General features: G+C 45.3%; 18 protein-coding genes. 6 read left to right on the top strand and 12 right to left on the bottom strand.

Annotated features, from left to right (window positions below; translation table 11 throughout):
* Positions 1-12: 12 nt before the first annotated feature.
* Both ACFQPF_RS01320 and ACFQPF_RS01315 read right to left on the bottom strand, forming a co-directional pair.
* The gene (locus ACFQPF_RS01320) at positions 13-1,542 is read right to left on the bottom strand and encodes a serine hydrolase domain-containing protein (RefSeq protein WP_379745350.1); all 1,530 of its coding nucleotides are present in this window, start codon (positions 1,540-1,542) and stop codon (positions 13-15) included.
* 284 nt (positions 1,543-1,826) lie between these two features.
* The gene (locus ACFQPF_RS01315; RefSeq protein WP_379745347.1) at positions 1,827-2,885 is read right to left on the bottom strand and encodes a bifunctional transcriptional activator/DNA repair enzyme AdaA; all 1,059 of its coding nucleotides are present in this window, start codon (positions 2,883-2,885) and stop codon (positions 1,827-1,829) included.
* A 199-nt stretch (positions 2,886-3,084) separates the two neighbouring features.
* Here ACFQPF_RS01315 and ACFQPF_RS01310 point away from each other — a divergent pair, with 199 nt between their 5' ends.
* On the top strand, positions 3,085-3,966 hold the full coding sequence (locus ACFQPF_RS01310) for a GNAT family N-acetyltransferase (protein ID WP_379745344.1): 882 nt from the start codon (positions 3,085-3,087) through the stop codon (positions 3,964-3,966).
* Between the two features lie 96 nt (positions 3,967-4,062).
* Positions 4,063-4,380, top strand: a complete 318-nt coding sequence (locus tag ACFQPF_RS01305; RefSeq protein ID WP_379745341.1) for a hypothetical protein — start codon at positions 4,063-4,065, stop codon at positions 4,378-4,380.
* 791 nt (positions 4,381-5,171) lie between these two features.
* Here the strand turns inward: ACFQPF_RS01305 and ybaK are convergent.
* From ybaK to aceB, 3 genes are all read right to left on the bottom strand, one after another.
* Complete coding sequence (ybaK, locus tag ACFQPF_RS01300; RefSeq protein ID WP_379745338.1) at positions 5,172-5,654, bottom strand: Cys-tRNA(Pro) deacylase; 483 nt, start codon at positions 5,652-5,654, stop codon at positions 5,172-5,174.
* A gap of 329 nt (positions 5,655-5,983) precedes the next feature.
* Positions 5,984-7,267 (bottom strand): isocitrate lyase, encoded by a 1,284-nt coding sequence (gene aceA, locus ACFQPF_RS01295; RefSeq protein ID WP_379745335.1) that lies wholly within the window; start codon positions 7,265-7,267, stop codon positions 5,984-5,986.
* A 2-nt stretch (positions 7,268-7,269) separates the two neighbouring features.
* On the bottom strand, positions 7,270-8,847 hold the full coding sequence (gene aceB, locus ACFQPF_RS01290) for a malate synthase A (RefSeq protein ID WP_379745332.1): 1,578 nt from the start codon (positions 8,845-8,847) through the stop codon (positions 7,270-7,272).
* A gap of 362 nt (positions 8,848-9,209) precedes the next feature.
* Between aceB and ACFQPF_RS01285 the strand changes: the two genes are divergently transcribed.
* Positions 9,210-9,443 carry a hypothetical protein gene (locus tag ACFQPF_RS01285; protein WP_379745329.1) on the top strand — a complete coding sequence of 78 codons (234 nt, stop codon included), beginning with the start codon at positions 9,210-9,212 and terminating at the stop codon, positions 9,441-9,443.
* Between the two features lie 43 nt (positions 9,444-9,486).
* Here the strand turns inward: ACFQPF_RS01285 and ACFQPF_RS01280 are convergent, their stop codons facing one another.
* Both ACFQPF_RS01280 and ACFQPF_RS01275 read right to left on the bottom strand, forming a co-directional pair.
* Positions 9,487-9,972, bottom strand: coding sequence for an STAS domain-containing protein (locus ACFQPF_RS01280; protein ID WP_379745326.1), 486 nt, complete (start codon positions 9,970-9,972; stop codon positions 9,487-9,489).
* A gap of 170 nt (positions 9,973-10,142) precedes the next feature.
* Positions 10,143-11,672 carry an FAD-dependent oxidoreductase gene (locus ACFQPF_RS01275; protein WP_379745323.1) on the bottom strand — a complete coding sequence of 510 codons (1,530 nt, stop codon included), beginning with the start codon at positions 11,670-11,672 and terminating at the stop codon, positions 10,143-10,145.
* Between the two features lie 303 nt (positions 11,673-11,975).
* On the opposite strand from ACFQPF_RS01275, the gene ACFQPF_RS01270 reads away from it, so the two are divergent.
* The gene (locus tag ACFQPF_RS01270) at positions 11,976-12,854 is read left to right on the top strand and encodes a phosphatidylinositol-specific phospholipase C/glycerophosphodiester phosphodiesterase family protein (protein WP_379745320.1); all 879 of its coding nucleotides are present in this window, start codon (positions 11,976-11,978) and stop codon (positions 12,852-12,854) included.
* 102 nt (positions 12,855-12,956) lie between these two features.
* On the opposite strand, the gene ACFQPF_RS01265 is transcribed toward ACFQPF_RS01270, so the two are convergent.
* Positions 12,957-13,193, bottom strand: coding sequence for a hypothetical protein (locus ACFQPF_RS01265; RefSeq protein WP_379745317.1), 237 nt, complete (start codon positions 13,191-13,193; stop codon positions 12,957-12,959).
* Positions 13,194-13,429: 236 nt separating this feature from the next.
* Here ACFQPF_RS01265 and ACFQPF_RS01260 point away from each other — a divergent pair, with 236 nt between their 5' ends.
* Both ACFQPF_RS01260 and cphA read left to right on the top strand, forming a co-directional pair.
* Complete coding sequence (locus tag ACFQPF_RS01260) at positions 13,430-14,227, top strand: cyanophycinase (RefSeq protein ID WP_379745314.1); 798 nt, start codon at positions 13,430-13,432, stop codon at positions 14,225-14,227.
* Between the two features lie 16 nt (positions 14,228-14,243).
* Positions 14,244-16,862, top strand: coding sequence for a cyanophycin synthetase (gene cphA, locus ACFQPF_RS01255; protein WP_379745311.1), 2,619 nt, complete (start codon positions 14,244-14,246; stop codon positions 16,860-16,862).
* A 127-nt stretch (positions 16,863-16,989) separates the two neighbouring features.
* On the opposite strand, the gene ACFQPF_RS01250 is transcribed toward cphA, so the two are convergent.
* From ACFQPF_RS01250 to ACFQPF_RS01235, 4 genes are all read right to left on the bottom strand, one after another.
* Complete coding sequence (locus ACFQPF_RS01250; protein ID WP_379745308.1) at positions 16,990-17,214, bottom strand: hypothetical protein; 225 nt, start codon at positions 17,212-17,214, stop codon at positions 16,990-16,992.
* Positions 17,215-17,409: 195 nt separating this feature from the next.
* A complete protein-coding gene (locus ACFQPF_RS01245; RefSeq protein WP_379745500.1) occupies positions 17,410-17,880 on the bottom strand; it encodes a DinB family protein in 471 nt (156 codons plus the stop codon).
* Positions 17,881-17,969: 89 nt separating this feature from the next.
* Entirely contained in the window at positions 17,970-18,683 is a 714-nt protein-coding gene (locus ACFQPF_RS01240; protein ID WP_379745497.1) for a response regulator, read from the bottom strand.
* A 2-nt stretch (positions 18,684-18,685) separates the two neighbouring features.
* Positions 18,686-20,275 (bottom strand): ATP-binding protein, encoded by a 1,590-nt coding sequence (locus tag ACFQPF_RS01235; RefSeq protein WP_379745305.1) that lies wholly within the window; start codon positions 20,273-20,275, stop codon positions 18,686-18,688.
* Between the last annotated feature and the right edge of the window lie 43 nt (positions 20,276-20,318).

Raw genomic sequence — 20,318 nt, 5'->3', positions numbered from 1 at the left:
ACAACGCATTGGTTATGAACGCGGCATAAGAACACTTTTGTTCACCAAGATAGCAGTCGGTTCCCCGCATTCTTTTCGCTCAAATGTTATGAGTACGTTGCCAGCAACAACTGTATCATAATCCATTATTTTGCATTTATGAGAAGCATCATCGTATTGATCATAGCAATGTAGAATATTGTCCTTCACATGAAATTGCAGGAGGTCGTTGTTTTTCTTATAAATGCCGATAAAGTCAAGCAGATGAGGTGGCGTATATTCAAAATCAGGGAAAGGAGATACTTTCTCGCACGGCACACCATCTAGCATCATGAATACTACTTGTCCGTCTTTGTTTTCTTGAAAACCGGCAGATATCGTCATATCAGCTATGGTGCCTGTAAAGCGGTCTCGTCCAAACGGAGACAAAATGGTTTCTTCACCATCAAGCGTTAAATGCAATACTCCCCCATCATTTTTAACAGACGCATAACCCTTCCATGCACCCGTGTAGGTTCCTTCGCATAAGCTTAGGTCCATGACTGGTCCATCATATGATATGGGGCGGACGTTTGCCTTTTCAGACATATACTCGCTTAAAATCACTTCAATCGTTTCAAGTGCTGTATTCCACAATTCATGGCGGCCGTTCGTCAGCATGATAACGGCAATATCCCTTTTCGGCACAGCATACATCCATGCGCCATAATTTTGAATTGCACCGTCATGCCATAGTCTTTTCTCACCTTGATAATGATCGAGTTCAATCGCTATTCCGTAGCCGCTGTTATCCGGCAAATAATAATCGCCATGAACGCGGCTCATCTGTTCTCGGGACGTTCTTGATAGAAATGGATCGTCTTCATTCAACAGCATCTGAGCGAATTTTGCCATGTCAGAAGCAGACGATATCGCAAAACTCGATGGAAGATGCGCTCCGTTTCCTGGCAGTCCGGCAACATTCATTAATTCGTTCCTTCGCGAAGGATCAAAGGTTGAGCCTTTCATTCCAAGCGGCTCGAACACATACTCCTGCACAAGGTCAGCATAGTACTTTCCTGTTACCGCCTCAGCGACAAAGCCCGCTGTATCAATCCCTAAATCACTATAGCACCATGTTTGTCCCGGAAAGAAAGACAGCGCATATTGCGGCAAACCTCGGACAAGCTTCTCAAGCTGATCTTTCTTTGTACTGCCAAACGCATCAAATACATGCGGCAGCCCAGACGTATGGCTGAGCAGCATGCGCAATGTCACCATTTTTGCTGCCTCTTCATCCTGCAGCTGAAACCATGGTATATAGGTCCTGATCGGTGTATCAAGATCAAGCACGCCCTCTTCCATCAGTCTTAGAATAAGTGCGCCAGTCACCGGCTTTGTGAGCGAACCGAGATAGAACGGTGATCGAGAGGTTGTCTGCCCCGCTCCTTCCCACGTTCCGAGCAGTCCGTATCCAGTTTCATAGATAACACCGTTTTTACCAACGACCGCAACGGCCGCCCCAGGCACTCCGGCTGATTGAAAAGTCTTATTTATCTTTTGTTTTAATAGGTTTATATCCAAGTGTTTATCCCCCGGTATCGTATTTCCTCTTGTCATAATTAGCTTATTTACCCCCATTCTCCTGCTTTTTAACCTTTACAGTTATTTAACAAACTTAATTTCTCGATCATTTCACTGATACAGGAGCAGCAGAGGCTTAGGATAGTGGTTTAGCCAACATTAAGCATTCGCGCCACAAATGCCATTTGTGCGCCATACACGGGAAGCCTTGTAGTGTTATCTTGTTCAGGACAACTCTTATTATGATTTGCCTTTTGCTCAGAGACAGAAAAAAGGCCCGCAAATCAGGCCTTCTGCAACAAACTTTTCTTCGGCATCTTTTTCTCATGATTGATGAGCCATTCCTTCCGTGCAAGTCCCCCGGCATATCCGCACAATTCTCCGTTTGAGTTAATGACCCGGTGACACGGGATAACAATTGCCAGCTGATTCGTGCCATTTGCACGTGCGACAGCTCGATATGCCGAAGGACGACCGAGAACAGCGGCAAGATCAGCGTAAGAAACCGTTGTGCCAGCCGGTATCTTCATCAGCTCACACCACACACTTTTTTGAAAATCTGTTCCGATCATCTTAACAGGGGTTTCAAAAGCACTTAGCTCCCCTTTAAAGTAAAGCTGGAGCTCACGCCGGATCGAGTCAATCGGACCTGTTTCCCCCGGCACGATCGCCGCTTTATTTTTCATTCTCAGCCTCTCTACCTCACGTTCAAGTCCTCGCCGGTCGACAAATTCGAGCAAATACAGTGCCTCTTCATCACTGATTGCTACCATCGGCCCGAGCTCTGTATCGATCCAGCTTGCTTTCCATACCACGCGCTTGTCTGCACGTGATGGCGCTGCCCCCATAATGCGGGAGAAGGCATCACGAAACCCGCTGCCTGACTCATAGCCTGCTGCTAGCTGGGCGTCTAATACAGCACCTCCAGAACGTATTTCCTTCATCGCAAGGCCCATCCTTCTTGCACGTGCATATTCGACAAACGTCATGCCAAACCGTTTTTTGAATTGCCTCCGTGCGGTTGAAGCATCTACTGACAGTGCTCGAAAATCAGCATCACACCACCTTTTTTCCGGATTTTCTTCGACCGCTTCAACCAGCTTCTGTACGACCTCTGACACTTGGTTCGGATGAGACAAAGGACGGCACCTTTTGCATGGCCGGAAAGAAGCGAGCAATGCTTCTTTGGCTGAAGTAAAGAACTCACAATTCTCATATTTCGGCTTCCTTGCAGGGCAAGTCGGCCGGCAAAAGATGCCGGTTGATTTCACTCCGACAAAAAAAACACCTTCATACGCTGAATCTTTCTCTACCAGTGCTTTGTATAATTCCTTATCCCTCATCACTCTGCCCCCTTTTTATCTATAGTTTAACCAACAATTCACTGCAATGCCGACGAAAATGAGGCATTGTTATTTTATTCCAACCAAGAGATAATAAGAGCTGATTCCAAAATGAACGGAACATACAGTTCTGTTTACAAGCCGTTCATCACAAACACCGACAGAATAGAAAAAAGAATGGAAAGGAGGCATGTCCCCCATGAACTTAACTCATGGTATTGTGCGGCGAAATCAGCTGACGAAACAAGAACTAGAGGAAATTAAAGCACTTCAGGAAGTTTGTGAAACACATGACACAATATCCTTAAAATTAAACTGGAGCATGCTGCGTGACCGCGCTGATGAACACGATGAATCTTTTCTGTACTATGCAGAGGGAAAACTGGCAGGATTTCTCGCACTCTATTATTTCGGGCGAGATGAAATGGAAGCAAGCGGTATGGTGCATCCCGAGCAACGGAGAAGAGGCATTTATACAGAGCTTGTTAAAACCGCTCAAGAGGAATGCATCAAACGAAACATCAGCAAGCTGATCTTTATCTGCCCTGGACATTCGGCTAGCGGGCATGCTTTTTGTGAACAAAATAACAGTGTGTATTCCTTTTCAGAATATTATATGGAACGAAACGGCGATTGTCTTGTAGATGCTCCAAACATTCAGGATTTTGTCATTCGAAAGGCTTACACCAGTGATGCAGCATCACTTTCTCTTTTAAATCAAGAAGCGTTTGACATGAGTGCGGAGGCTGCCGATCAGTTTGCTGAGTTCAGCCTGGAAAAGGGCAATACTCTCGTTGCAGATTGGAACGGTGAAATCATCGGTAAACTGAACATTCGTGAAAAAGAAAGCCATGCCTTTTTATACGGCTTCGCAGTGGCTGCTAAACACCGCGGAAAAGGATACGGCAGAATAATGCTTCTTCACAGCATCGCTTATTCTCAAACTATGATGGGGAAAATGAACCAGTCTTTAGAAGTGGCAGCGGCAAACAGCACCGCACTCGGACTTTATGTTTCCTGTGGCTTCAAAGAACAAAATAAAATTGATTATTACGAGATGAAACAGGGAAAGCACTTTTAGGCAGCTAAGATTCTCCTTAGATAGGCTGACTCACCCCCATAAACGAAACACATTGCTGTAATAGTTTAGGATGAGCACCTTTAGGAGGGGTATGAAATGGATACTTATGTGAAGAATTCTTTGCTGGAATGGAAAGAAGAGATGACAACGCAAAAGAAAGAGCTAGATGACGAGTTTGAGAGACTGAAGAGCGAACTCCAGCTGTACTCCTATAAGTTTGGCATCACCAAACAGGTCATACAATCCACTTCAAACGATAAAATCGTCAAAAATATTAAAACAACGTACCAGATCCCGTTTGAAGAGAAATTTAATGAGCTCAAACAGAGCATCAAGGATATCGAAGAAAAAAGAAGAGTGTATCAGATGTTTGTGGAAAAAATAGAAAAAGCAAGTGAAGCTGATCTAGCTTAATTAGAGGCAAGCCATTTTCACAGGGGCTTGCCTTTATTTTGTAGGCTGTTTTCACAAACATTGTTGCTATTAGAATTCTAAGATGTGGTTGATCTCCGTTACAGGCGCACGCTTATCCAGAGGGGTGAGCATAAAAGCAAAAACAGCTCGTCCAGCCCCGACCAGCAAATGAGAAAGAGACCGAGAAGATCGCTCTTTGACTTATTGGGCACGGGCTCATTTGACCTCGAGGGGCTAGCCGCCGCAGCTGGACAAACCGAAAAGCGGAGGCGGCTCGTCCAGCCCCGACCAGCAGAAGGTGAAGGGGCAAGTAAGGCGCTCTTTGCCTTACTGGACCATTCATCCTTTTGACTCAAGGGGCTAGCCGCCGCAGCTGGACAAACCGAAAAGCGGAGGCGGCTCGTCCAGCCCCGACCAGCAGAAGGTGAAGGGGCAAGTAAGGCGCTCTTTGCCTTACTGGACCATTCATCCTTCTGACTCGAGGGGCTAGCCGCCGCAGCTGGACAGGTAAGCCCTTTTGTCGCTACGCGCCTTTAAAAGGTCTCACCTGCCCACTCCCACTCGCAGGATAAGGAAAGCTACGCAGCAAGACATCAAACGCAAGAAAATGTGATTTTCATTACGAGGAGTCGGCGCCTTTCACTGCGCTCAACTTCTAAAATGATGAATTCAAAGTTGATTAAGATAAAAGACCTTGTAAGATAACGTGTAGAAAAAAAGATGGATGAACTACACGAGGGAATTCAGCAGAAATAAGTTTGCACGAACGGACTTTTCAAAACCAACAATTTCTACGAAAAGAGCCCTTTTGTAAGATCAGCTAGCTCTGCATTCGCTGCTTGTACGAGGGCTTCTGTGCTTAGTTCGATCTGTGTCCCGATCTGTCCGCTGCTCACGATAATACTATCCAGTGTTTGTGCGTTTTCGTGGATGAACGTCGGAAATGACTTTTTCATGCCGATTGGCGAGCAGCCGCCGCGAATATAGCCCGTTACTTTGGTGATATCCTTGACTGGCATCATCTCTATTTTTTTCACACCTGCTGCTCTTGCCGCCTTTTTCAGGTCCAGCTCTTCTTCAACCGGAATAATAAACACAAAGTATGTAGAAGCTGATGATTGCCCGATAAGAGTCTTGTAAACTTCCTCTTTTTTCCTGCCAATCTTTTCCGCCACCGACACTCCATCGATTTTCCCGTCTGTAGATGAGTAGGTAATCATCGAATAGTGAACTTTTCTTTGATCTAAAATGCGCATCGCGTTCGTTTTTTTCATATAGCCGCTCCTTATGTACCTATTTTTATTATCATACATGATGCGATAGGGAGTTTACGAGGAAGGACGAGGTGCCTGAAACAGTTTGTTTACGAATTCTAGGAATTTATTTGTAGCTTCTAGCATTTTATTTGTGAATCTTAAGACTTTATTTGCTGTTCAGAAAATTTATTTGCAGGCCCCTCGCCATATGCTATTTTATTTGCTTACATCCCCTTTTATTTGCTGCCACAGCCTCTTGTTTGCACCTCCACGTAATCTATCAATCTATCTATCAACACCAGAAAAAGACTGCTCTCATCTAAGAGAACAGCCTTCAAAATTACTGCTTATTTAGTTGCTGTTTCAAACTGCTCTTCTTCCGTAGAGCCTTTCAGCGCAGTTGTGCTCGACGTTCCGCCCGAGATGACTTGTGCCACTTCATCAAAGTAACCTGTGCCGACTTCGCGCTGGTGGCGTGTAGCTGTATAGCCGTTCACTTCGCTTGCAAATTCAGATTGCTGAAGTTCAGAATAAGCCGCCATGCCGCGATCTTTATAGCCGCGCGCCAGTTCAAACATACTATGGTTAAGCGCATGGAACCCTGCGAGTGTAACGAACTGGAACTTGTAGCCCATCTTGCCAAGCTCACGCTGGAAGCTTGCGATCGTTGCATCATCCAGCTTCTTTTTCCAGTTGAATGACGGCGAGCAATTGTACGCAAGCAATTTTCCTGGGAATCGCTCGTGAATCGCGTCAGCAAAACGCTGTGCTTCTTCTAAATTCGGCTCACTTGTCTCACACCAGATAAGGTCTGCATAAGGCGCGTAAGCTAAGCCGCGTGAAATTGCCTGCTCAAGACCATCGTTCGTGCGGTAGAAGCCTTCTGCCGTGCGTTCGCCAGTCAAGAATTTGTGATCGTATGGATCAACGTCGCTTGTGATCAAGTTAGCTGCGTTTGCATCTGTACGTGCGATAAGAATCGTTGGCACACCGAGAACATCCGCCGCAAGACGTGCTGACACGAGGTGGCGTACTGCCTGCTGTGTTGGGAGCAATACTTTACCGCCTAGATGGCCGCACTTCTTCTCAGAAGACAGCTGATCTTCAAAGTGAACACCAGCCGCGCCCGCTTCGATCATAGACTTCATTAATTCGAATACGTTTAGCGCTCCGCCAAATCCGGCTTCTGCGTCAGCAACAATCGGTGCGAACCAGTGCGTGTCGCTCTTTCCTTCGCTGTACTCGATCTGGTCGGCACGCTGTAATGCCTGGTTGATACGTTTCACGACTTGAGGGACACTGTTTGCCGGATACAAGCTTTGGTCAGGATACATATGTCCTGACAGGTTTGCATCCGCCGCTACTTGCCAGCCGCTTAAGTAGATTGCCTTCAAACCCGCTTTTACTTGCTGAACCGCCTGGTTGCCTGTAAGAGCGCCCAGCGCATGAACGTAATCTTCTTCATGGATGAGTTTCCATAGGCGTTCTGCACCTTTTTGAGCCAATGTATGTTCAATCTGGATAGAACCGCGCAATTTCACTACTTCAGCAGCAGAATACGGACGCTCGATTCCTTTCCAACGCTCTTCATTTTTCCAGCTTTCCTGCAAGTTCTGAATCTCTTTTTCCATGATTATTTCTCTCCCTCAGTCAATTTTTGATAGCCAGGCAATGTTAGAAACTCACAAAAGTTGTCATCTGTTACAAGCAGCAAAAATAAGTCTTTTGCACGGTCATAGCTTTCTCCAAGTTTAATGGATTCTTCATCCACTATTTTTTGGACAAGTTCAAGGGTAATCTTTGTGCCATCTTCGAGAACTCCTTCATTATGGCGGATCCACTGCCACACTTGAGCGCGCGAGATCTCAGCTGTGGCCGCGTCTTCCATCAAGTGAAAGATCGGAACAGCGCCTTTTCCATCAAGCCAGGCACCGATGTATTGGATGCCGACTGAAATGTTTGTGCGCAATCCGTTTTCAGTGATATTTCCGCTAAGCGGCTGCAGCAAATCTGATGCAGTTACTTGCACATCGTTACGCTGGCGGAAACGCTGGTTCGGTGATGGCATGATTTCGTTGAATACATCGAGCACGACAGGAACGAGTCCAGGGTGTGCGACCCAGCTGCCATCATGTCCGTCATTGGCTTCCCGCTCTTTATCTGACTTTACTTTCAGCAGTGCCTGCTGATTGGCAGCGTCATCATTTTTGATCGGAATTTGTGCAGCCATCCCGCCGATTGCATGGGCATTGCGTCGATGACACGTTTTCACCACATATTGGGTGTACGCTCTCATGAATGGAACAGTCATCGTCACATCCGCACGATCTGGCAGACAGTATTGCTCGTGCTTGCGCAGTTTTTTGATAAAGCTGAAAATATAGTCCCACCGGCCGCAGTTTAGTCCGGCGCTATGTTCTTTAAGTTCATACAAAATTTCATCCGCTTCAAATGATGCAAGCACAGTTTCGATCAAAACGGTCGCTTTAATGGTACCAACAGGAATCCCAAGTTCTTGCTGCGCGAACACAAAGACGTTATTCCAGAGGCGCGCCTCAAGATGACTTTCAAGCTTCGGCAAGTAAAAGTAAGGGCCGCTTCCATTCTGTACTAACGTCTTTGCGTTATGAAAAAAATACAATCCGAAATCTACTAGACTAGCTGAAGCCGGACGGCTGTTATACGTCAGATGCTTCTCTTCCAAGTGCCAGCCCCGAGGCCTTACAATGAGCGTGGCCGTCTGATCATTTAAACGGTAGTCTTTACCGTTTGCAGCTGAGAAAGTAAGCGTTCTCCTTACAGCAGCATACAAGTTCACCTGGCCGCCAATGGAGTTCTCCCATGTCGGCGAGTTTGCATCCTCCAAGTCCGCCATGAACGCTTTTGCCCCCGAGTTTAAAGCGTTGATCACCATTTTCGGGTCACCAGCAGGACCGGTTATCTCCACTCGGCGGTCTTGAAGGTCTTTCGGAACATCTGCCACTTCCCAATTGGAGTTGCGAATCCATTCTGTTTCACTTAGAAACTGCGGCAGCTTGCCTTGATCAATTTCATCCTGTTTTCGAGAACGCTCAAGCAGCAATGCCTGCCGCTCTGATTCAAATTTTTCATGAAGCTTACCGAGGAATTGCAATGCATCATCGGTCAGTATGTGTTCGTACTCTTTTTTAATTGATATAGCGGCTTGCAGTGGTGACAAAACGTTTTCCAACTTTATCCCTCCTCTTAATCTACAAGTCCGTTACCGTTGCAGCGGTGGCAGCAAACATCACCATGTCCGTTGCATTCTTTGCAAGAGCCCTCTTGATGGTGACCAGTTCCTTTGCAATGCGTACAGTTCATTTCCCCGTGACCATCACATTTTGTGCAATCCATCATTTCTCCTCCTCTGTAGTGATACAGTTTAGTTTACTTGTTAAGTAATATATAACAACATAAACTGTTATGCAACAGTTTTCTCGATTTTTTTTAAAAATTAGGCCTTCTGTTATATTACAGATGTTTTTTCATCGTACATGACTCTAGGATTTTATGCATATACCTGAAGTGAAAAGATTAGAGGAGCTGATGAGATTGAGTAAAAATGAACGTATTCCACGTCCGCCTGATGCTGTAACCATTGTCTATGAGCGAAACCCTTTCACCCAGCAGCTTCAGATCATCAGCGCGTGTGTGATCGGGAATGCTCCGCCTTGTCATTTGAAGTCGGGAAGCGATGTGAATGCGGCCGGCCATTGCATGCTGAATAATGGCTTTAAGCTGATCTGCAATACGACGAGTGTGATGACGTTTGAGAGGAGTTATTAAAGACAAAAAGCTGCGCCACTATAAATGGCACAGCTTTCTTCTATCAATGGCTTTGAAATTGCATCTTTTTTTCTTTCATCAGTTCTTTTAACGCGTTTCGAAACGAGGAGAACGTGCGGATATGCTGAATTTCAGAAAGTCCTGATGAGATCAACTGGATGGATACTGCAGCGCTGAAACCAGTAAATATGGCTTGCACCCCCATTAAAGACAGGCTGTCAGTCAATGTCTTAATTCCATTTCCAAAATGGGCTATATCGCCAATCTCCTCTGAACCAATTCCGCTGAAATCAATAATAATGGTCGAAATGTTTTCTGCTGATGATAGCTTCACTATTTTTGATGTAATCATCTCATAACGCTCTGGATAAAGCATTCCCGTGATTGGGACGAGCGCTGTTTCAGGAAGAATGGAATGAATGACAGGAACAGAAATTTCTGCAATGAGCCGTTCACTGGCTTTCAGGTTGTTTTTTAACTCTTCAATCTCGGCTTGAAGAAGGGCTGTTTCATTCGAACTCAAAGCCATACAATACCTCCTGCTCTTTATGAATCGTAACTCTAGTGTAACATTACATAAAATTCCTGACTAATGATAGGCGGCTAAAATAAACAATAGGGGTACGGTACTTCTGCATTCTACGTGGACGTTTATACATTGAAAAAGAATCCCAAAAACAGGATTCTTTTCATCAACCTTTAATTGTGGTAGTCTACTTTTCCTAACGGTTCTTTTGCCGGACCTTCTACGACCTTTCCGTCAAAGGAGAACCGAGAGCCATGACAAGGGCAGTCCCATGTTCGGTCGCCAGAGTTCCATTCGGTCTCGCAGCCTAAGTGTGTACACGTCGTATCGACCACATGCAGCCGGCCGTCTGCGTCTCGGTAGCCGCCGCAGCGCTTACCGTTCACTCGCACGAGAGATCCTTCGTCCTTGTTCAAGTCTTCAGGGTGCTTATGAGGACGTTCGATCTTACCGGAAATCAGATGCTTCGCCACGTCGGCATTTTCTTGAATAAATTTCTTCACGCTCGGATCAGCGCGGAAACGGGATGGATCGTACAGTTCTTTATATTTGTTTTCACGTTTCATAATGAGGTCTGTGAGAAGCTTAGCCGCTACTCCGCTGTTGGTCATCCCCCATTTTCGGAAACCTGTCGCGATCAAATAATTGTCAGAATGAAAACCAATGTACGGCACTTTATCCAATGTCGTCAAATCCTGTGCCGACCAGCGAAACGAAAATTCCTGAATTCCGAACGTATCGCGCGTATATTGCTCCAGTGCTTCATAATGCTTGATCGTAGAAACACCTTGTCCAGTTTTGTGGCTTTCACCGCTGATCAGGACGATCTTCCCTCCGTTTACATCCGGTGTATCTCTTAATGACCTAGAAGGACTGCTCTCGCCATAATACATTCCGCCCGGATACTCCTTTTCCGTTTTCACCGCAACGACATACGACCGGTCAGCATACATTCTTGTAAAATAGAAGCCCATGCCGTCATGAAACGGAAAATGAGAGCTAGCGATAATATGCTCTGCCGTTACCCGGTATCCATCGCTTGTCAGGATGCTTGAGCCGCCATCCATTTCTTTCACTGTGGTGTTTTCATAAATCATGGATCCGCTATTCGTTATGTGTTCAATTAAATGGCGCAAATACTTTATCGGATGAAACTGCGCTTGGTTTTTCATGGTTACAGCAGCCTTTACCGGCAATCCTAATTCAATGGTTTCCGTATACTCAGAAGGAATGCCGAGCTTTTGATAGGCCTCATATTCCTTTTTAACCTTTGCTGCGTCCTGCTCTTTTTCTGCATAAATGGTCGCGTCCTGGTCACTGAAATCACAATCAATGCTGTGATCTTGAATATGGCTTCTCATCATGTTGAGCGCTTCAGCCTGAGACTCATAATACAGCTTTGCCTTCTCTTCACCCATCTTTGAAATAAACTCATCATAAATCAGATCATGCTGTGCAGTAATTTTAGCCGTTGTGTGGCCGGTCGTTCCATTTACAAGCTTACCGGATTCCAGTAACACAACCTTCTTCCCTTCCTTAGCAAGCAAATAGGCAGTAGTGATTCCGGTAATGCCGCCTCCTACTACTGCAACGTCCACAGAAATATCTTCTTGAAGCTTCGTAAAGGCAGGGAACTCTACCCCAGTCCGCCAAAATGATTCCGGGTATTTTGGCATTTCACCCGGCTGTTTTTGATGTGTCATACTCACGTGCCTCCTTCAGACAAAATCTACCATACTATTCTTGCCACAACTCTCTCGCTTCTAAACGCTTAATTGATGTATACCCGAAATCATGAATGGGGGTACGGTACATCCACAGTATTTTTCATGCCGCTTTGCTGCGGCAATGCTGATTTCCAGTACACGGTGCAGTACAGTGTACCGGACCCCCTCTGTACCCTATGTAAACAACTTTTCGGTTTTGTTAAGGTTGTGTTGATTTAAACGATTTAAGGATAATGTGCGTTAGGATGAGTAGGAAACAAACAACTGGAGGGGAAATTCATGAGGAAATGGTGGTTATCCATGTCACTTACTGCTGCCGCACTTGTAATGCCGATCAGCCAATCAACAGTTTTTGCACAGCCTGAACTTAAGGAAGGCATCGTCACTCCACTCGCCAAAGCGCATGCTCACAACGATTATGAGCACGACAGGCCTCTCTATGACGCGCTGGATCACGGCTTCACCAGTGTAGAAGCTGATGTATGGCTTGAAGACGGCGAACTGCTCGTCGCACATAATAAATTGGATGTTGAGGCTGACAGAACATTGAAATCACTTTATCTTGAGCCGCTGCAGCAAAAGGTCAAGCAGAATCATGGCTCTGTATACAAAGACAATCCTCAAGATTTTCTTTTATGGATTGATATAAAATCAGAAGATGCCGCTACGTATAAAGAAATTCATAACCAGTTAGAGCAATATCAAAGAATGTTAACGAAAATCTCCCGTACTGGTGTGAAACAAGGTGCGGTGACGGTCATCATTTCCGGCAACCGGCCGCGAGACTTGATGCTTGATCAGTCCGTCCGCTATGCCACATACGACGGACGAATGAGCGACCTCGGAACAGGAACGCATAATGAGTTTATGCCCGTAATCAGCGACAATTGGACGAAACACTTCTCTTGGCAGGGTATTGGCGAGATGCCGGCTGAGGAAAGGAACAAGCTCCGTACCATCGTGAATACCGCCCACCAAAACGGGCAGATGATTCGCTTTTGGGCCACACCTGACCTCGCTCTTCCTAATCGTGAAAGGGTTTGGAATGAATTGTTGAAAGCAGATGTGGACCTGATTAATACAGACGACCTTCCTGCATTAGAAGACTATCTGCGCCAAAACGATCCTCAACCAGAAAAACAGCATATCAACTGGTAAGTCCCACATAAAAAAGTCCCCGAAAGCTTAGTTTCCGGGGACTTTTTCCACATTTCAGGGTGCCGAGCGAGGGTTATACACGTGCAAACAAAAAACCGCTATCTAGCGGTTTTTAACATTAATAAAATGGTCGATGGCGTAGGCTGCATCATCTAATTTGTCGTACATCCTCGTCTCATCATCAGAAAAGTGATATACCAAGAAAGCATTCAGCGGCTTAGAGAAGCCGATGGAAAAGACTGGTTCACCTTTCGAAAAGAATGTATGGGTGATCTCCGACTGGATGTATTGTTTGCTTTGCAGCTCTAAGAGGATCAGTTTAACGCGTAAAACGTCCATAACTTGTCTCCCCTTCCCTTTACGGGATTTGCATAGCTAACAAAGGCATATGGAATTATTCAATTGTGTTAGTATTATTTTACGAAATTTTCTGACAAAAAACAACCGTTCTTTTTGTCATATTTTATCGAACCATTGGAAATTTACTAATTTTTTTCCTGAATTTGGTTTGATCATAAAAGATAAAGGGTATTTATTCTTTGCACTCCATTTACATAATTAAAGGTGATGAAAAAATGAAAAAAGGCGATTTACTTATCATAGGAGGAAATGAGGACAAAAATGGAGAGTTATTGATTCTCGAAAAATTCTCCTCTCTCTGCAAGAATCGGACGGGTCCAATTGGTATTCTGACAACTGCATCCGGATTTCCAGAAGAAGTCGGAAATGAATACAAGCAGATTTTCTCTCAGCTGCATGGAGAAGAACCGATTTTATTCCACCTTGATACAAGGGAAAAGGCAGAACAAGTGGATATTCCTGAAAGACTTTCCGAGCTTTCCGGTTTATTTATGACAGGCGGTGATCAGCTTCGCCTGACGAGCCTGCTTGGCGGAACTACTTTTTATAAACATCTGATACGTAACTGGCATAACGGCATGATGGTAGGTGGAACAAGTGCAGGGGCGGCTGTTATGAGCAGGCTAATGATCATCTCTTCTAAGACGATCAAGAATGCTGAAGCATCTATTTTAGAAATGGGCTCTGGGTTCGGTTTTTTAGAAGATGTTATCATTGATCAGCATTTTTCGCAGCGCGACCGTTTTTCCCGTCTTATGCGCGCGATTGCTTTAAACCCTCAAATTATCGGTGTAGGAATTGATGAGAACACGGCGATATGGGTGCAGAATAACGGTGAATTCTTTGAAGTGATAGGAGAATATAACGTCAGTATTTTTGACGGTAAGAAATCTACATATGTGGATATTGCAGAGAAATCGAACAAGAACATGACGATTTCTGATATCCGCTTTCATACGCTTGGTGACGGAGCTATTTTCGACTTGCAAAAACGTGAACTTAAACTGCCCTAAGGAGCGAAAAACGTACATGAAAATCAATCGTGTCAATTATTTATCCGGACCCAATCTGCACAGCTTTAAACCTACCATTTGGATTGAGCTCGATATTGAAGAACTGGAAGAGCTGCCGTCTAGCAAAATCCCAGGCTTCACCGACACTCTCCTATCTATCATCCCAACCCTGCAAACGCATACATGCTCGCGAGGCTACAGCGGCGGATTTGTTGAACGGCTTAGGGAAGGTACGTGGATGGGCCATATTCTTGAACACATCGCTCTAGAGATTCAGCATCTTGCCGGCATTTCCGTAAAACGGGGGAAAACCATTACTGGGAAGAAAAAAGGAATCTATTATGTAACCTATGATTACTGTGAACCCACTTCTGGCTTTTATGCATTTGAGTCCGCAATGGAGATCGTTACCAGCATATTGAACGGAAAGCCTGCAGAAGCCGGCCCATATATCCAAAAAACATCCAGTCTGTATCATGATCATAAGCTCGGACCTAGTACAGAGTCGATCTACAATGCAGCTGTCGCCCGCAAAATACCGGTAGAGCGTGTAGGTGCTGACAGCTTTCTTCGAATAGGAACCGGATCCAAGCAAAAATCAGTACAGGCTACCATCTCTAGCCAGACGTCTTACTTGGCTGTTGAAAACGCGTGTGACAAGGATATGACGAAGAAGCTTTTAGCGGCTGCGGGTATACCTGTGCCTGCAGGCGAGGTGATCCGAACAGAAGATGAGCTCATGAAAGCTGCTTCCCAGCTCGGTTATCCACTCGTTATTAAGCCTTTGAATGGCCGCCAGGGTAAAAACATCGTCACGAACATTCAAAATGAAGAGGAACTGCTGAACGCATTTAGATGCGTATACAGTGATGGAGTCCGCTATATTGTAGAACGCTATTACGATGGGAACGATTACCGTTTCTTAGTCGTTAACGGCAAATTAACCGCAGCAAGCCTTCGCCTTCCACCGATGGTGATCGGTGACGGTGTTCATACAATCGCTGAATTAATTGAGGAAGAAAATAAAAATGAATTACGCGGGGACGGCCACGAAAAGGCGATGACCAAGATTCCCATCGATGAGAGAACAGCCGTACACCTAGAGCTTTCTGGACTCTCTCTCAACACGGTGCTCATGCATGGGCAGCGGATTGAAGTTCTAGGCAACGCTAACTTGTCAACGGGAGGGTCCGCCATTGATGTAACTGAAAGTGTGCACTCTTCGTACCGACGTATTGTCACGAATGCAGCCAAAGCAATCGGCCTGGATATAGCAGGAATAGATCTAATTGCCAATGATGTATCTGTACCCTTTGCGCCTGGCAGCTCTGCTGTATTGGAAGTGAATGCAGCGCCTGGAATTCGCATGCACCTTTATCCCTCTTCAGGCGAACCGCAGGATGCAGGCGGTGCGATCGTTGATTATTTGTTCTCATCTAGAGAGGAAGCGGCAATTCCTATTGTTTCAGTAACTGGAACGAATGGCAAAACAACGGTTACAAGACTTACGGCTCACCTCCTGCAAGATGATGGCATCACAGTAGGGATGACCAATTCCGACGGCATCTGGCTTAACGAGATGCAAATCGATTCTGGAGATTGCAGTGGTCCAAGGTCGGCTCGCAAGGTGCTTTCCCATCCTGAAACTGACATTGCTGTACTAGAAACAGCACGAGGCGGTATATTGCGTGAAGGACTAGCTTTCCGCCACTGTGACGTGGCTGTTGTCACGAACGTTTCGGAGGATCACCTAGGAATGAACGGAATTGAAACCATTGAAGACTTACAAAAAGTGAAACGTACCGTTCCAGAAGTGGTGCTGCCGGGAGGACATTGCATTTTAAACGCGGATGACCTTGGCTGCGCTGCTATGGCAGGCTATACAGATGGAAAAGTGGTCTATTTTTCATTATTTGATGATAACCCGCTTGTATTAGCTGGCATAAAAAATGGAGATACCGTGTGGTTTGTGCAGGATAATTGGGTGATGGTCAGCAGTAATGGAAAAGTAGAAACATTCCTTCCTGTTTCTCACATTCCGATTACCATTCAAGGTGCTGCACGGCATAATATAGCCAATTCCCTTGCCGCATTAGCGGCAGCACATGCTCTTGGGAGAGGATTAGCCGAATTACGCAGCAAGATCATCACCTTCATGCCATCGCCAGAACAGAGCCGCGGCCGTTTCAATGTTATGGAAGCGAACGGCAGGACGGTTATCATTGACTATGCCCATAATCCGGCAGGAATGGCCGCAGTCCTCAGTACTGTCGCCGCATTAGAGAAAAATAGAGTGATTGTCGCGTCGTCTGCTGCTGGTGACAGGCCGGATGAGACCATCCGTACAATGGGGCGGATCATCGGCCAATCCGCAGACATCTTTATCGCAAAAGAGGACCGCAATTTAAGAGGTAGAAAATCCGGTGAATCTGTGCGCCTCCTACAAGAAGGTGCATTGTTGGCCGGACGCAGCCTTGACATTCATACGGCTCTGTCGGAAAAAGAAGCCTTCACACTGGCCGCTCATCTGTCTGAACCAGGAGACATCCTTCTCCTTTTCTTCGACGATTTTACACTGGCACAGCAAACAGTGGACATGCTTAAACAGCGGATTAAGATCGGCGTCACAAGTTAAGCCTAGTCTGCTAGGCTTATTGCTTAATCAAGGATTTTATAGGGAATATTGGTTGACACTCTGCGTTCTCGTCAGCCATAGTTTCCTCAAAATAAAAAAAGCCGCAAATTTGCGGCTTTTTCATCTATCACTTTAAAAGTGCTTTAATCGCTTCTGTAGCGTCTTGTAGTTTTGTGTATTCTTGTTGTTGGTTTGTTTCCAAGCAATTAATGTGAAACGCTTGGAGAGGTTCTGAGTAGCTCAGCGAGAAAAGCTGCTGATTATTATGGCAAAACGTATGCGTCACCATTGATCTGACATAAGGACTGGTTTGCAGCGCTGCCAAGATGATGACAATTCGTTGCTGGTTCATATTGTACCCCTTTCCATTATAGGGGGGCTTCAACGTACAAAGAACCCAGATAATATGGTTATCGCTATTCTTACCATAACAAACATAGGCTCAAAAAGATAGGGTGATATAGAAAATATTGTAAGACATTCATCTATTAAGCAATTAAAAAAAGCCGGAGTTAACGCCTTTTCGGCGAACTGCGGCGATTGTAAATTATTTGTTTAGAATAGCAGTACTTACGAGTTTATTCATACTTTGTATTTGACCAAGGTGGTTTGCTTCATGATAGAGAGCCATGTTTGCCAATTCTCCAAACGTCTCAAATCCCATGAAAGGCTTCTTAAGCGGCTGATGGAAGGCTTCTGGCGACAATGATTGAAGCCGTGTCCCTTGTTCCTTTAATCGTGACACCAATTCGTGCAGTGCTGGAACTCCTTCATTCCAGTCAGAAGGCTTTGTTCCATTCCCAAACAGCTCTAAATAGTTTTCAGGCAGGTTGCTCGATTTCTTTGGGAAACCGAACATAAATTGCTCGGTGACTGTCAGCACATGCCCGATTTGCCAATGAATGGTATTATTGAATCCTAAAGGCTGAACATCAATGATAGCCTCATCTAGATCTTCCACCACTCGCAGGAAGAAACGGCGAGTCATTTCAAAATTTTTCAATGTAAAGTCGTTCATCATTAACATCCTCCTCAAAATGAGAATACAGTACCCTCATTAGTTTACATGACACACAAGGCTGCTGACAAAAATGAACGAAGTGGTTATTACTCAGGTGCAAGGTTCCTGACTTTCAGTTTATACCGATTCACCGGCCTGCCGACACCGCCATATGTGATGTGAATCGTAATTTTCCCGATCTTCTCTAAATGATCTAAATAACGCCGTGCTGTTACCCGCGCAAGACCGATTCCCTCTGCCACATCTTCTGCTGATACCGCTTCGCTCTGTTCATCGAGAAATGAAATAATCTTTCCCAGTGTGACCGTGTTCAGCCCTTTAGGAACTTCATCTGAGGTCTTCAGAGCCGTTATATCCGAACTGTCAAAATGATGCTGATGAAGAAACTGGTCTAGTTCCGCTTGATTCAAGCGCACACTTTTCTCTTTTTTCTGGTGGTATGTTTTATATTTTAGAAGCGCTTGTTCAATTCGTTCGAACTTGAAAGGCTTCATGATATAATCGAACGCTCCGTTTTGCAAAAAACCGCGCACCGTATCCATATCACTTGCAGCAGTAACGGCTATCAGATCAATGTCCATCCCTTCGCTTCTGATTTGGCGCAAAGTTTTAAGTCCATCCTGCTCAGGCATGTACATGTCCATAATGACAAGATCAGGCTGTATGTCACGTATTACACGCATTCCTTCCATTCCGTTTGAAGCGATTCCCGCAACTGAGAAACCATCTATTTTCTCAACAAATTTTCGGTTCACCTCCTGTACCATCAAATCATCCTCGATCAAGACAACGTTTATCATGGTCATCCCCTGCCTCCTGAAGGAAAGCTTAAGGCAAATACCGATCCACTTCCCCGCTTCGTGTCCACTTCGATAACACCGTTTCCTTTTGAAACGATTTCTTTAATTAAATACAGGCCTATGCCACGACCTTCCGCAGCTTTCGTAGAATAGCCTTGAATGAAAATAGCTGTTACCTCCTCGGAATCCATTCCAGCTCCGTTATCTTCTACCAAAATGCTGAATTCTTTGTTTGTTTGAACGATGCTCACGTATACTTCTTTATCGTTCACATCCTCCCCGCTAAAGGATTCGAAAGCATTTTCTATCAAGTTTCCAAGAACGATTACCATATCATGGTGATCAAGAAATGGCGGAAGCGCCACTAATTTGCTGTTATGGTCAATGTGAACCGAAATCCCGAGTTCCTTTCCTCGGCTAACCTTGCTTAATAGAAGTCCAGCGATACTGTCATTTCTTATATTTGCTGTGAGAAAACGCGTTAGTTCCTCTTGTTCTTCAGTTACCGCGAAGACATAATCAAGAGCTTGATCGTTGCTGCCAAGCTGGATCAGTCCAGCAATCGTGTGAAGCTTATTCATATGCTCATGATTCTGCACCCTAAGCGCACTGACGAATGCCTTAACCCCAGTCAGCTCTTCTGCCATTTTTTTCACTTCAGTCCGGTCCTGAAAGATAGCGACCGCTCCAACTGTTTGTCCGTCAACTTGAATTGGCACGCGGTTGCTCATGATCGCCAAGCTCCCCAGCTGCAGTTCCTTATTGTAAACAGGACGGTTAATTTTTAAAATTTCCGGCAAGTACGTGTCAGGTATAACCTCCCGAATCGGTTTTCCTACCACATCACCAGTCACTCCAATCATTTGCTTCGCTTTCTTATTAAAAATGGTAATCCGTTCGTTCGTATCGATAGCAATCACTCCTTCATGCATCGCGTTAAACGTTTCGGTCCTTTCTACAAAAAGCTGTGCAATTTCGTGCGGTTCTAAAGAAAACATCTGTCGTCTTACATGACGGGCGAGCAGCCATGCACCCCAGCCCCCAAAGAAAAGCGACAGCGCGCCAGTCAGCCATATTTCCATTTTCACATCCGCCAACATCTCCCCTAAGGTTGGCAGACGAAATCCCGTGATGACAACCCCTATTTGCTCGTGGGAACCATCCATGACCGGTTCGAACGCTCGTATGATCGTCCCGATTTCCCCCTTCGCCGCGGTAGTATAGGAATGTTCCGCGAATGCCGCTCCTTCATCACGACCTTCTGAAATGGAGCCGATTTGCTTTTTGACAGGATGCGATAGCCTCACCCTGTCCATATCCAGAACCACAATATAATCCGCATTATTTACGATCCGAATCCGCTCAACCATCCCATTAATGCTTTCCCTGTCTGCTTCACTGCCTATCATTTTCTGACGAAATTCAGGAAGCTCGGCTACGGTTCTTGACGTCAGCCTGGCTTTCTCTTTGAGGTCCTCTTCTTTCGTGTTCATCATATTGCCAAACAAGACCATGCCGCCAAGCAAGAGTGAAAACCCGATAATAAAAAAAATCAGTGCTGAAATTTTTGTGTGGATTGAAAAAGAGTTCATTGAAAGCGCTCCCTCTTTTCATTGTAAAAAGTCCTAGCTCCAT

The organism is Fictibacillus iocasae (assembly GCF_042665465.1).
Lineage (GTDB): Bacteria > Bacillota > Bacilli > Bacillales > Fictibacillaceae > Fictibacillus > Fictibacillus iocasae.
This window is presented reverse-complemented; position numbering and strand designations above follow the sequence as displayed.

Coding starts and splice junctions, on each gene's coding strand:
- ACFQPF_RS01315 (WP_379745347.1), bottom strand. CDS start 2,885: ATGAGGGATAAGGAATTATACAAAGCACTGGTAGAGAAAGATTCAGCG.
- ACFQPF_RS01310 (WP_379745344.1), top strand. CDS start 3,085: ATGAACTTAACTCATGGTATTGTGCGGCGAAATCAGCTGACGAAACAA.
- ACFQPF_RS01305 (WP_379745341.1), top strand. CDS start 4,063: ATGGATACTTATGTGAAGAATTCTTTGCTGGAATGGAAAGAAGAGATG.
- ybaK (WP_379745338.1), bottom strand. CDS start 5,654: ATGAAAAAAACGAACGCGATGCGCATTTTAGATCAAAGAAAAGTTCAC.
- aceA (WP_379745335.1), bottom strand. CDS start 7,267: ATGGAAAAAGAGATTCAGAACTTGCAGGAAAGCTGGAAAAATGAAGAG.
- ACFQPF_RS01280 (WP_379745326.1), bottom strand. CDS start 9,972: ATGGCTTTGAGTTCGAATGAAACAGCCCTTCTTCAAGCCGAGATTGAA.
- ACFQPF_RS01275 (WP_379745323.1), bottom strand. CDS start 11,672: ATGACACATCAAAAACAGCCGGGTGAAATGCCAAAATACCCGGAATCA.
- ACFQPF_RS01270 (WP_379745320.1), top strand. CDS start 11,976: ATGAGGAAATGGTGGTTATCCATGTCACTTACTGCTGCCGCACTTGTA.
- ACFQPF_RS01265 (WP_379745317.1), bottom strand. CDS start 13,193: ATGGACGTTTTACGCGTTAAACTGATCCTCTTAGAGCTGCAAAGCAAA.
- ACFQPF_RS01260 (WP_379745314.1), top strand. CDS start 13,430: ATGAAAAAAGGCGATTTACTTATCATAGGAGGAAATGAGGACAAAAAT.
- cphA (WP_379745311.1), top strand. CDS start 14,244: ATGAAAATCAATCGTGTCAATTATTTATCCGGACCCAATCTGCACAGC.
- ACFQPF_RS01250 (WP_379745308.1), bottom strand. CDS start 17,214: ATGAACCAGCAACGAATTGTCATCATCTTGGCAGCGCTGCAAACCAGT.
- ACFQPF_RS01245 (WP_379745500.1), bottom strand. CDS start 17,880: ATGAACGACTTTACATTGAAAAATTTTGAAATGACTCGCCGTTTCTTC.
- ACFQPF_RS01240 (WP_379745497.1), bottom strand. CDS start 18,683: ATGATAAACGTTGTCTTGATCGAGGATGATTTGATGGTACAGGAGGTG.
- ACFQPF_RS01235 (WP_379745305.1), bottom strand. CDS start 20,275: ATGAACTCTTTTTCAATCCACACAAAAATTTCAGCACTGATTTTTTTT.